The sequence below is a fragment of the Bacteroides caecigallinarum genome, from assembly GCF_016901995.1.
Classification (GTDB): domain Bacteria; phylum Bacteroidota; class Bacteroidia; order Bacteroidales; family Bacteroidaceae; genus Phocaeicola; species Phocaeicola cellulolyticus.
On sequence record NZ_JACJLE010000029.1, the window covers coordinates 1 to 13,777 of the forward strand.

10 protein-coding genes are annotated in these 13,777 nt (G+C 36.1%); all 10 read left to right on the plus strand.

What is annotated here, in order from left to right; translation table 11 throughout:
* Positions 1-265 precede the first annotated feature (265 nt).
* The 10 genes from H6A61_RS15950 (at position 266) to H6A61_RS08780 (ending at position 13,763) form a co-directional block, all read left to right on the plus strand.
* Entirely contained in the window at positions 266-496 is a 231-nt protein-coding gene (locus H6A61_RS15950; RefSeq protein ID WP_346342337.1) for a DUF4372 domain-containing protein, read from the plus strand.
* 120 nt (positions 497-616) lie between these two features.
* Positions 617-829 (plus strand): hypothetical protein, encoded by a 213-nt coding sequence (locus H6A61_RS15955; RefSeq protein ID WP_346342338.1) that lies wholly within the window; start codon positions 617-619, stop codon positions 827-829.
* Between the two features lie 16 nt (positions 830-845).
* Positions 846-1,004: a hypothetical protein gene (locus tag H6A61_RS15960; RefSeq protein WP_239469165.1), complete on the plus strand. Its 159-nt coding sequence runs from the start codon at positions 846-848 to the stop codon at positions 1,002-1,004.
* Positions 1,005-1,498: 494 nt separating this feature from the next.
* A complete protein-coding gene (locus H6A61_RS08750; RefSeq protein WP_204392928.1) occupies positions 1,499-2,227 on the plus strand; it encodes a GntR family transcriptional regulator in 729 nt (242 codons plus the stop codon).
* A 343-nt stretch (positions 2,228-2,570) separates the two neighbouring features.
* Positions 2,571-3,152 (plus strand): RNA polymerase sigma-70 factor, encoded by a 582-nt coding sequence (locus H6A61_RS08755; protein ID WP_204392929.1) that lies wholly within the window; start codon positions 2,571-2,573, stop codon positions 3,150-3,152.
* Positions 3,153-3,341: 189 nt separating this feature from the next.
* Complete coding sequence (locus H6A61_RS08760; RefSeq protein ID WP_204392931.1) at positions 3,342-4,277, plus strand: FecR family protein; 936 nt, start codon at positions 3,342-3,344, stop codon at positions 4,275-4,277.
* Between the two features lie 164 nt (positions 4,278-4,441).
* A complete protein-coding gene (locus H6A61_RS08765) occupies positions 4,442-7,864 on the plus strand; it encodes a TonB-dependent receptor (protein ID WP_204392933.1) in 3,423 nt (1,140 codons plus the stop codon).
* Between the two features lie 12 nt (positions 7,865-7,876).
* On the plus strand, positions 7,877-9,397 hold the full coding sequence (locus H6A61_RS08770; RefSeq protein WP_204392935.1) for a RagB/SusD family nutrient uptake outer membrane protein: 1,521 nt from the start codon (positions 7,877-7,879) through the stop codon (positions 9,395-9,397).
* A gap of 135 nt (positions 9,398-9,532) precedes the next feature.
* Entirely contained in the window at positions 9,533-11,560 is a 2,028-nt protein-coding gene (locus tag H6A61_RS08775; protein WP_204392937.1) for a glycoside hydrolase, read from the plus strand.
* A gap of 31 nt (positions 11,561-11,591) precedes the next feature.
* Positions 11,592-13,763: a GH92 family glycosyl hydrolase gene (locus tag H6A61_RS08780; RefSeq protein ID WP_225226153.1), complete on the plus strand. Its 2,172-nt coding sequence runs from the start codon at positions 11,592-11,594 to the stop codon at positions 13,761-13,763.
* The last annotated feature ends 14 nt before the right edge of the window (positions 13,764-13,777 follow it).

Genomic DNA, 13,777 nt, shown 5'->3' on the forward strand with positions numbered 1-13,777 from the left:
TTACTATTGTGATGGTGTTTGTTAATTTTATAAAATAATCAGAATTACTACTGTTCCGTAAAAGTGAATAAATAGTTCTTTGAAATTATTGAAATATAGTCAATTATACGGTTTATTGAAATAAAACGGACTTGATTTTACAACTTTGCAGTTTAATACAAATGGCTGTTATGTTCCAAGACAAATAGTATTCTTTCAACTAATCGTTTTTCTGAACAGGACTTAGTTCAATAACTATGTTAGTAAGTATGACGGCAACCGATATGTGAAACATTTTACTTGCTGGAATCAGATGCTTGCGATGATGTTTGGGCAATTGAGTAACCGTGGGAGCCTGCGAGACTTAATCGTTGCTTTCGAGGTGCATAGGGCCAAGCAATATCATCTTGGTTTAGGTCGTGAACCGATAGCCAAAACAACACTTGCCATAGCCAACCAGAACCGCGATTACAGAATTTTCGAAGACTTTGCATTCTATATGATAAAAGAAGTCTAAGAGAAGCGGACAAGCAATATACTAGACATTTCCGGAAAGAAATATGCGTTTTATTCAACAATGATTCTGTAATGTTTTTGCGACATTTCATTGGCAGAGTTCCGAAGTAAGAAAGGAGGAGTGAAAGCTCATGTCTTATATGATGTCGAAGCGCAAGCTCCTGTTTCCTATACTATAAACACCGCGTTAAAGCACGATTCTATAGCAATGATTTCAATCCATTATGAGCCAAATGTTTATTATATATTAGATAGGGCTTATGACTCCTTAAAAGAATTCTATATGATACATCTTGCAGACTCTATCTTTGTGTCAAGACTAAAACGAACTTAAAGTATAGGATAGTCAAATGGAAAAGAAGAATGTCAAAGAATATAACGACAGATGCGGAAGTGAAGCTGACCGGATATTTTTAAAGAAGAAATTTCCAGAATCATTCAGACTCGTTTCATGTTACGATGAAGAAGATGACCGTGAGTTCACCTTTCTGACGAATAATATAAAGTAACTTTCTGCATTGGATGTCGTCAATCTTTACAAGAAAAGAGGTTGATTGAGTTGTTATTCAAATGTCTCAAACAACATCTTAAAAAATAAAGAATCTCTAGAGTACTACGGAGAAAGAAATTCGTATACAAATCAGTGTGGCAATTATCATATACTGCCTTATGGTCATTGTTAAATATGACATAAAGCTGAAACGCTCTACCTATGAAGTTGTGCTAATTCTCAGTATATCATTGGCAGACAAAACTTACTTGCGTGGCCTGTTCGACAAGACTAATTTCAATGATGTCATAGATCTATATGATCCCTTGATTACGGGTCTATTTGATTAATTGTTTAACTTGTTATATTTAATGGAATACTAATGGATCAGATATTAAGTATATTTGTTTGTACATATGTGTTATTGTGCAAATATATAAATAAGATTTTATATTAAACAATAGTTTAAGATTTTTTTTTTATTATATTTGCAGAAGAATAAAACTAACATATATGAAATTAGATCATACTAGTAGCAAGCCCTTGCATGTACAAGCGGAGGAGATATTGAGAAAACTTATCGAATCGGATGAATATAAGAACGGGAAATTACTTCCTAGTGAAGTTCAATTGTCTGAACAATTAAATATATCAAGGAACACACTTCGTCAAGCCATCAACAAGCTTGTGTTCGAGGGATTGTTAGTTAGAAAAAAAAAATATGGTACAAAAGTCGTAAAGAAAGGTATCGTAGGAGGTGTGAAAAATTGGTTGAGTTTTTCACAGGAAATGAAAATGTTGGGCATTGAAATTAAAAATTTCGAACTGCATGTCAGTTTTAAAAAACCATTTGATGAAATCTGTTCTTTTTTCAATATAGACCCTGAGAAAAATACAAAATGTATGGTATTGGAACGAGTACGTGGAAATAAGGAATACCCAATTGTCTATTTTATCTCTTATTTTAATCCGAGTATACCGTTTACCGGAGACGAGGATTTTTCACAACCACTTTATGGAATACTTGAAAATAAATATGATATTATTGTAAAAAAAAGTAAAGAGGAGGTCTCTGCGCGTTTGGCTGGAGAGTTCATTGCGGAAAAGCTTGATATCAAGTCAAGCGATCCTATATTGGTAAGAAAAAGATTCGTTTCTGATATCGATGGAGTTCCTATTGAGTATAACATTGGCTATTATCGTGCAGAAAGTTTTACCTATACCATAGAAGCGGAAAGATAATATTTCTGAAGAAATACAGTAATAATCTTTGATTATATTTTAGAGGCTATATTGTATTAACGAGATGCTTATGTTTAATCGAGATACTTATAAAACATTAAAATTTAATGTACTATGAAAAACTTTTAATTATACCCACTTTAGATATGATACATGCTCATTAATAGAGGTGTAACAGCTATTTGTCTGAGATTAAATTTCTGACTAATTTTGAATATATATATGCTTTTGCAATTTAAAGTTTATAATATAGCATAAAGATTTTGTTGAGCCAAATATATATTGGTGTTTTAGATTGTTTTTTACTTGATTTGTCTAACTTTAATTCTATAGTATAGAGAGAATGAATAAGATAACGCTATCTGATGTTTGTTCAGAAATGAATTTTGGAACTTTCTATGCAACTTATTATGCGCGTTTTATACGTTATGCCTATTATTATATGAATGATTCTTCTACATCCGAAGATATCGTTCATGATGCTTTGCTTTATTTTTGGGAGAATAGGCGTAGTATTCCTAGAGATACAGATGTAATAGGTTATATTTTGTTAACTGTTAAAAATAAATGTCTGAATTATTTAAAACATTTGTCGGTGGAGCAAGAATTTAGCAAACACTGTACCAACTTGCAGGAATGGGAAATTGCTACGCGTATTCAGACGTTAGAAGACGATAGCTATGATGCTATCTTTTTGGAAGATGTTCAAAGAATTTTGAAGCAAGCATTGGTCAAGTTGCCGGATAAAACTCGGGAAATCTTCGTGCTAAACCGTTTGAAGAATAAGTCGCGAAAAGAAATTGCAAGCATTTTAGGCGTATCTCTACAAAAAGTTGACTATCATATCAATAAAGCTATCAATTTACTATCTTATGAATTGAAAGATTATTTACCATTGATGATATTCTTACTATATGATTGTTGATGAATGGGTTATAATAATATATATACCTATTCTCTCTCCTTTATAAAAGCTATCAGTCGATGGTGAAACTTCCCCTTATAATACCTTTTGCAAATAAAAAACAAACAAAAAATAAAAAAAATAGGGCACCTGTTTGGGATTTTGCAAAGTTGAGTTGCTCTAATTATGAAGACCACAAAAAAGATGACGATGGAAAAAAAAATATTATACCGCTATTTTGAAGGGATAGCCACTGAAGAGGAAAAGAATTTCATTCATCAGTGGATTGAGGAAAGCTCAGATAACCGAAAGCTATTTATACGAGAGCGAATTCGTTTTGATGCCACGTTGCTAATGGATGAGAAAGCCATAGCGATTTCATCGAAGCGTATTCACCTCTCTCGATGGATGATTAATACAATTAAGATAGCTGCTTCTGTACTTGTTTTAATTGGCTGTTTGCATTTCTTTGAACTGTATCAACAGGATAAACAATATAAAAAAACACAAATGGTTTATGTACCGGCTGGCAATCGAAGCAAATTGTTGTTGCCAGATGGAACTATTATATGGTTGAATTCTAATACTCGCCTTCAGTATCCTTTGCTTTTTGCAAATGGCAAGAGAGAAATAATGCTGGATGGAGAAGCCTATTTAAAAGTTGCAAAAAGTAAGGAGCCTTTTATTGTCAAGACCAATAAATATAATGTTCAGGTATTAGGAACTACGTTTAGTGTTACAGCTTATGCTGCAGATTCAGTTTTTCAAACAAGTCTCTACGAGGGACGAATTAAAGTTTTTGATAATAATATGGCATCAGTATATTTGTCTCCTGGTGAGACTGCATATTCCCAAGATGGTTCATTGCATGTTACTAATATGACAGATTCGGATGAATATCGTTGGACAGATGGATTGATATGTGTAACAGATAAGCAATTCTCTGAAATAATTAAGATATTCGAACGGACTTTTGATATACAGATTGTAATGAACGATTCATTACTTAGTAAACTAAGATATAATGGTAAATTCCGTATATTAGATGGAGTAGAACATGCTTTGAAGGTGTTGCAAAATGATTATCCATTTGTTTACCGAAGAAATATAGATGATAATGTGATTTATATTGAAACCAAGAAATGATATCTTTTCTTATGATTGTTAAACCCATAATATAATTGCCTATGAAATAATGAAAAAGAAAATTTAAATGAAAAACAAAGTCGGCAGATGCTGCAACATCTACCGACATATAAAACATTAGATAATGCTAATCTTAGCATCAAATTAATAATAACAACAAATATATGAAAGACATAGATTTTAGTGAATACTTTTTTAAAAAAGAATGCTTTTTTAACAGATTTAGGCACTCTTTTTCGATTGCCATGTGTTTTTTGTTGCCTTCACATATGGTATATGCAGAGAGCTTACAAGATTTCAGGATTGAAATTAATAAAAAGAATTTAAAATTATCTCAGTTAATTAAGACGGTAGAGAATCAAACAGATTATTTGTTCGTTTCCAATAATTCTATCGATTTGAATAAGACTGTAAGTTTGCAGAATGATAAAGGATCCGTGAAGGAGATACTGAATGATGCTTTGGAGGAATTAGGTTTAACCTATCGTATGGAAGGGATAAATATTATATTGATTCCGAATAAACAAACTGAGTCTACAGACCATAAGAAGATAAATGGTACTGTAGTAGACCGTAATGGAGAATCTATCATTGGTGCTAATGTAGTAGTAAAAGGTAATGGAAGTATCGGAACCATTACGGATATGAATGGTAATTTTCAGCTTGATGTTCCTGAAAAATCTGTGCTTACTATTACTTATGTTGGTTATATCCCATATGAGGTAAAGGTTGATAAAGTTTCCAATCTAAAAGTTGTATTACGAGAAGATTCTAAAAGTTTGGATGAAGTAGTTGTAATCGGTTACGGTACACAGAAGAAAAGTGATATCACAGGTGCTATTACCCAGGTGAAAGCGGATGATTTGCCCTTGACTGGTAATGTTTCTTTGGGACAAATGCTTTCCGGTAAGGCTCCTGGTATGCAAATTACACTTAATAATGCTCAACCGGGTGGAGCTGTTACTGTACAAATCCGTGGTAATGCAGCTGGAGGTGCAGGTAATCCCGGACCTTTGTATGTTATTGATGGCTATCCTATGAATGTGGATAATATGGAACCAGGAGGTGGTAAGTACGATGGCGGTAGTAAATCTCCATTGAATAATTTGAATCCTGCCGATATTGAGTCAATAGAGGTTTTAAAAGATGCTGCAGCTACTTCTATTTATGGTGCACGTGCTGCTAATGGTGTCGTATTGATTACTACAAAACGAGGAAAAGAAGGTTCTACACCTGTAGTGAAATATTCAGGTTCTGTTTCTCTATCCAAAAGAGCTAAGCATGAAGAAATGCTGGACGCAGCTGGTTTTATGACGGAACACAATCGAATTGGCTATGAAAACTGGTTAGCTAATAATAAAATTTACCCATACGGTTCTACAGATCCCAATAGTGTAGCTCCTTATGAGAATAAGTATTCTAGTGAAGATATAGCTAATGCTCAGACTACTGACTGGCTTGGAGCAGTAGAGAGAGATGCTATTATGACTCAACATAATGTTTCACTAACAGGTGGTACTGATAAGACTTCTTATTATGTATCAGGTAGTTATTTAAATCAGGAAGGAGTTATCAAAAGTACGGGTATAGAACGTTATTCCGGACGTTTCAATTTCGACCAAACATTTAATAAATATATTAAGGCTGGAGTTAATTTCAGTATTAGTCAAAGTACTAATGATAATGCCCCATTAACAACAAGTCAAAATGAAAATGCTGGTATTATTCGTGCGGCGATGACTGCAAATCCTACCTTACCGATTTATGATGAAAACGGTGATTATTTGATAGATCCTCAGCAGCCGTTCCTGCCTAATCCAGTATCTTTACTGGAAGTGGATGATGAAAGTCATAATTTAGAGTTGCTTGGTAATTTTTACCTGCAGGTTACTCCGATAGAGGGGCTGAATATCCGTATGAATGCTGGTTTTCAAAAAGATAAAGGAGAGCGTAATACCTATATGCCTAAAACTACACTTTATGGTTTTAAGGAAGATGGTAGAGCAACTCGTTCCTTTATCAACCGAAACAATAATGTATTCGATATTACTGCGACTTATGACAAAACATTTGCGGAGAAACATTCATTTACAGTAATGGGAGGTTATTCTTATCAAAAGTTTTTCACAGATGGACTAGATGCTTCTAATAGTAAATTCTTGACTGATATCTTCAAGTGGTATAATATGGGGGCTGGCGAATCAGCCAAACCTACTGTCGGATCTTATGGTAATGAGGAAGTTCTGGGTTCTGTGTTTGCACGTTTGAACTACAACTATGATAATCGCTATCTGATTGCAGCTACATTTCGTGGTGATGCTTCTTCTAAATTTGCAGAAAACAATAAGTGGGGATTTTTTCCATCAGTTGCTTTGGCATGGCGTGTCAACAATGAAGCTTTTATGCAAGACCAAGATATAGTGTCTGATCTTAAACTGCGTGTCAGCTTCGGTCAGACTGGTAATGCGAATATTGGTAGTAATGCCTTGGCTTTATATGATACAGGGCGTAACTATACGTTTGGAGATCAGGTTGCTACTGGTGTAACACAGACTCAATTGGCTAATCCTAACTTGAAGTGGGAAACTACCACCGAATTTAACTTTGGTGTTGATTTTGGTTTCTTCAATAATCGCATTGTGGGTTCCATGGAATATTTTACCCGTAGGGTGTCTGATTTATTGGATACCAAGAAGTTAATGTCTTATAACCCAATCAATACCATTGTTGCTAATATTGGTGTGAAAGGCAGTAAAGGTTTTGAATTAGGTTTGACTACCCGTAATCTGATTGGAGAGTTTCAGTGGACTACAGACTATGTTTTCTCCTTTTATCGTGATCGTTGGGTAGAAAGAAGTCCACAATGGAAGAAGGCTATTTATGAGAATGAACATGATATGCTGAATGCACGTTACCTAATGCTTTCTGACGGACTTGTACAACCAGAGGATATGAATCCTGACGGAACTTGTAAAATACCTCATATGCCAAATGCAAAGCCTGGTATGATTAAGTATAAAGATTTGCATGGACGTGATGAAAACGGTAACCTGACTGATGCTCCGGATGGTAAGTTGGACGAGGCTGATATTGTATATATGGGCACAGCTACTTCCAAATTCTATGTAGGCTTTGGTAATACTTTTACTTATAAAGGTTTTGATTTGAATATTTTCTTCTATGGTTACTTGGGTAGAAAGTTAGAAAATCCAGCATATCTTTCCTATTTGAAGGGGTCGAATGCTATTTTAAATGGTTCTAACATGTTAGCGGAAGTAACAAATCGTTGGGCGCATGACAATCCTAACGGGAAATTTCCTACATGTCTGAACAGCCCATATGATAACTTCAGCACGGACTTTTGGCTGGAGAACGCAAACTTCTTGCGTTGTAAGAACATAACACTAGGATATACTCTTCCTAAGTTAGGTAACTTCAGTAAGTTAGTGAAAAATTTGCGTTTATATGCTGATGTTCAAAATCCGTTTGTTATCACTAAGTATAGCGGCATCGATCCGGAGATGAACGGTCTTGCAGCATATCCGACTCAAACAACAATGTCTTTTGGGGTAGATATAACTTTTTAATTAGATTTTAATATGAGACTTTTAAATAATATAAAACAGGTTACATTGGTAGCCTTGTTAGGAATAGGCATGGAATCTTGTTTGGATTTGGATCCTGTAATATATGATAAGATTATTCCTGAAAATTTTTATAAAACAGAGGCTGATGCCAAAGCTGCAGTAACAGGAATTTATAGTCCATTAGGTTCACCTGGTGATATTTATGGTGGTTGGACAGAAACATTTTGGATGATAAATAACTTGTGTGCAGATGACATGGGTACACAACGTGATGATTATGAGTTTATGGAGAAATTTCAATGGAATTCTACAACATATGCTGCATATAAATTCTATAATATGTTTGTAAAAGAAGTTCATCGGACTACTTTGGTCATAGACGATTTGCAAAAATCTCCGATAGCTGATGATGTTAAGAAACAATATATAGCAGAACTGCAGTGTATTCGTGGTCAATATCTCTTCTTCTTATATGATTTTTACGGGACTGCTAATGTGACTACTGATGCTGAAATTTTGCGTAATCCGGAAAATGAGATAATTTTAGAACGCTTACCTAAAGATGAGTTTATCAAGTTAATTGAGACTGATTTGAAAGCTGCTGCAGAGGTTTTGCCAGCTTCTTATGATGCTTCTGAATATGGTCGTCTCTCTAAAGGAGCTGCCTATACCATTTTAGAAAAACTTTATATGCAGGAAAAGCGTTGGGCAGATGCTGAAACTTATTGCCGAAAGATTCAAGGATTGGGATACGAATTACAGCCTACTTATTCATCTGTATTTAGCATTGAGAACGAACGTAATAATGAAATTATCTGGGCATTACCTTGTCAATCTGAGACAAATGGTAATGGGAATACCTGGACTACTCATGTGCTTCCTCCTGAACTTCCTTCTTTCTGGACGAATAGTAAAGTACAAAGATGGAATGTATATAATATGCCATGGAAATATTACGATCACCATTTTCAACAGCCTGGAGATGAACGTGCAATGGCACCTTCACTTATTACAGAATTTGAATATATAAGCAATGGTGAAACGAAATTAGCAAGCCGTAACAATGGTTATCCCAATTTAGTAAAAGGAGCCTTGCCTGTCAAGTATCCTGAAGACCCGACACAAATTTCTGAGAAGGCAGGAAATGATGTAGTGGTATATCGTTACGCTGATGTCTTGTTGGAGTTAGCCGAAGCTATAAACGAACAGAAGGGCCCTACACAGGAAGCTATTGGATTGGTAGAGTTGATTCGTGCCCGTGCTGGTATACCCAATACTATACCAACTACAGCTACGGCTAGTAAAGATAATTTCCGTGATTTTATATTGGATGAACGCGGCCGTGAATTATATTGTGAGGGACATCGTCGCCGTGATTTAATTAGACATGGAAAATGGATACAATCAGCAGTAGACCAAGGATATATTCCAGAAGGAAGAGAAGCTGATTATAAGCATATGGTACTCTTTCCTATTCCGCAAGAAGTAATAGATGAATCAAAAGGTAAAATTACGCAAAACGAAGGGTATTAGTATTATATATTAATCAGGTAGTCCCTATATTTCGTGGTATTTCCCTAAATATAGGGACTTCTATTTTAATCAGAACTTTCAATAATTATTTGAATATTCTAACAACATAATTTTGGAAGTAAAAAACAAACTATTATGATAATTTTTAAACGAATAAGTGTTTTCCTGACAATTTTTGTCTTGTTGGGATTGTGTGCTTGTAGTTCAAGCGATGGAGTTTCACAGGAAGGAGATGTTTGGTTTATTGAAAATAGTCATTTGAAAGTAACCATTCAACCTACCGGGGTATTGAACGTGTATGATAAAAAAGGAAATCGGGAGTGGCAACAAGTAGCTTCAAAAGAAAAAAAAATAGAGAATGTTAGTGAAGTAAGTACTGCTGATAAATGGGCGATAGCATTCGAAACGGAAGTTAATAATTATCCGTTCTTAATAAAACTGAGTCTTCCAAAAGCCTCTGCAGACTTGGAGATAGAAGCTGATATGGAAAATCGTGATACTCCGATAGAGGATATTCCTTTTTTTGATCCGTTTTTGTTGGACTCGGAACATTGCTCCATAGCTGTAGCTGATTTCTGTAACGGGCATCTTTATCCAGCCGATCTTCACCCGTTTCCGTATAAGCGTTATACTACCGCTTTATTGGACATGCCTTGGATAGGTGTATGTGATGCAAAAGAAGGACATGGATATGAGATTATATTGGATACATCGGATGATGCATTCTTTGACATGATTCCCGTAAAGGTTGGAAAGCGTGAGATTGTTCTGCCCAAAGCGGGTTGGATATCCAGCAAAAAGCGTTTTGGATATGCACGCCGTCTTCTCTGTCATTTTGTTTCTGATGGCGGTTATGTAGCGTTGGCTAAATACTATCGAACTTATGCGCAAAAGCGCGGCTTGATTGTCCCTTTCTCTGAGAAAGTAAAGAAAAACCCAAATCTGACACGCCTTTTTGGGGCAGTGGATGTATGGGGGCAACAATCAGTAGAATTTGCCAAAGAAGCAAAGAAAGCAGGCGTGGAAAAAATGATTATGAATGGTAACTCTACACCTGAAGAATTAAAAAGTATCAATGAATTGGGTTATTTGACAAGTTGTTATGATGCATATCAGGATGTTTTTCAGGTAGAAGCTGATGGAAAAATTGATAGTGGACATGAATATTTGCCAGATAATATCGTATTGAAAGATGACAGTACTCGCATGTTAGCTTGGTGTACTTGGGATGGACATCAATCTATGAAACGTTGCCCAGTATTTTGGGAACGCACGGCTAAATTAGTGATTCCTGAAGTATTGTCTAAATATCCTTTCTTGTGTCGTTTCATAGATGTGACTACAGCCGAAGATTTGTACGAGTGTTACGATGAAAGGCATCCATTAACCCGTGCTGAAAAACGAGAGCTAGGTGTACGTCTTTTCGATTATATACGATCACAAGGTCTTGTAGTGGGCGGAGAACATGGTCGTTGGTGGGCTGCTCCTGTTATAGATTACGTAGAAGGTATGATGAGTGGAGGAACAGATAATTACGCTTGGGATGCTCCTTATCTCCGTCCGCCTATGAATAAGGAGGGCAATAAATGGGAGAAGTATGAGACTTTGGGCATGAATCCCCAGTACCGTGTTCCTCTATGGGAACTTGTATTCCATGACTGCGTAGTATCCACTTGGTATTGGGGAGATGCTAATGATTTCTTAACATTGGCTGACCCGAAATTTACAGATATGAAGAATTGTTACAATATTTTGTATGGTACTATACCTTTGTTATGGGCGAACGAAGAAACTGGTGGTGCAGGACCTGCTAAACCTGGCTCTTGGGTGGCCAATCGTGAGCTTTTTTTGGAGACTTATCGTAACGTATGTAAACTGCATGAGGTGATTGCTGGACAGGAAATGACAGTTCATGAATTTCTGACTTTGGACGGAATGGTACAGCGAACTTGTTTTGCTGATGGTACAGAGGTTGTGGTCAATTTTGGAGAGTCTGTTTACGAAGCTACTGTAGGTGGAAAAAAATATCAACTGCCTCAGTATGGATTTGCAGTAAAAGGTCCTAAAATAGAACAATCACGTGCATTGATAGATGGACAAATTGTAACAAATATTCATACCAATACATACAACTTTCAAGATTTTAAACAATGTAACAACTAGGAGAAATGTTTTATAATAATAGATGAGATATATGAAATTTCAATTAGCTATTTGGGGATTTGTATGTTGTGTTTTGGCAGGGGGGGGCAACTTGCTCAAGGCTCAAAGTAATGTCGATTACGTCAATATGTTTATTGGTAGTACAGGTTCTCATAACACTGAATATGGAGGCACAACACCGGCAGTTAGCGAGCCTTTCGGAATGACACAATGGTGTGCAGCAACCCGTATAAACGGTATTTCACGTACTGCATATAATTACAATGATACTCATTTACTGGGATTTGTAGCTACACATCAACCTGCTATTTGGATGGGCGACTATGGTTTTTTCACCTTAATGCCACAAGTAGGAATATTGAATTTAGAACCAGAAAAACGAGCTGTAAAGATGGATCATGCACAAGAAATAGCTACACCATATTATTATAAGATAGGTTATAATGATGTGCAAGGTCATGCTTTGAAGACTGAGTTTACTGCTACATCCCGTTGCTCTTTTTTCCGCTTCAATTATCCCTCTACCGAGAAAGCTATTCTATTTTTGGAGGCTGGTCGGGAAAAAGAAGGGGGATCTATTGAAATCCTTCCGGACAAACAGGAGATTCGAATTTGTAACAAGGAGAGGCATGATAGTCATTTAGGTCCTCGCTTATATAATTTTAAAGGATGTTATGTTCTGAAATTCTCACGTCCATTCAGTCAGTATGGCACTTGGAATGAGGTTAAAGTATCCGAGATGCAGAGTAAGGAAGAGGGGGCACATGTCGGTGGATATATAGAATTTGAACTTGGTACAGAGGTTGTAGAAGTACGTATTGGTTCTTCTTTTATTGATTTTGAACAGGCTTCGGTCAATTTGGAAAAAGAAATTCCCGCATCTGTCAGTTTTGAACAAACTAAAAAGAAGGTGAAGGCGGCTTGGGAGTCCAATTTAGATAAGATACGAATTAAAGGAGCAACCGATGATGATGCAACGATTTTTTATACAGCATTTTTTCGCACTATGCAATATCCACGTGAATTTTCTGAGTACGGCCGCTACTACAGCCCGTTTGATGACAAAATTCACAAAGGTATTTCATACAATGCGTATTCACTGTGGGATACATTTCGTGCGCAGCACCCTTGGCTTCAATTGACACAGTCTCAACGGGTAGATGATATGATTACAGCGCTGATACAAATGTATAATGAAGGTGGCTGGCTACCTAAATGGCCTAATCCTTCTTACACAAACATCATGATTGGTACACATGCTGATGCTGTTATTGCTGATGCGTATGTCAACGGATTTCGTAATTATGATGTAGAAAAAGCTTATGAAGCTATCCGCAAGGATGCTTTTCAAGCACCACGTGATGACTATCGTTGGGGAGACAGACATTATTGGAACGGTTCATACGAGGCTCGTGGAGGTCTGAAAGAGTATTTGGATTTAGGTTATGTTGCTGCAGACAAGACAACAGAGTCTGTATCACGCACATTGGAGTTTGCTATGGATGATTATTGTGTAGCCCAAATGGCAAAAAAACTGGGACATGAGGAAGATTATCATATCTTAATGAAACGCTCACGCAACTATTTGAATCTGTACAATCCACAGACAGGTTTTTTTCAAGCACGACATAGTAATGGTAGCTGGGCAGATATAGAAGAGGGATTTACTGAAGGTGGACGCTGGACATACCGTTTCTGCGTTATGCAAAATATACCTGATCTGATTCATCTTCTGGGTGGGGAGGATGTATTTTGTAAGGAGCTAGACAAAAACTTTGATGAAGGGCATTATCGTCATGATAATGAACCCGGACATCATTTCGCTTACTTATATGATTGTTGTGGCAAGCTTGATAAAGTGCAGAACCGTATTCCAATGATAATAAAACAACATTACAAGAATAAGCCTGATGGTTTATCTGGTAATGACGATTGTGGACAAATGTCAGCTTGGTATCTATTCAGTTCATTGGGCTTTTATCCGCTTACTCCGGCATCAGGTGAGTATGCATTGGGTATACCTCATTTTAAAGAGATAATCCTGCAGCTACGAGATGGTAAGAAATTGTTAATCAAAGCTCCAGAATTGAATAAAAAAGATTACTTATTGCGAGTGTATTGGAATGGAAAACTTTTGGAAAAGCCTTTTATCTCTATTCAAGATATTTTTAAAGGTGGAGTACTAGAGTTTTGTTCTGAATAATAATCAATTAAATA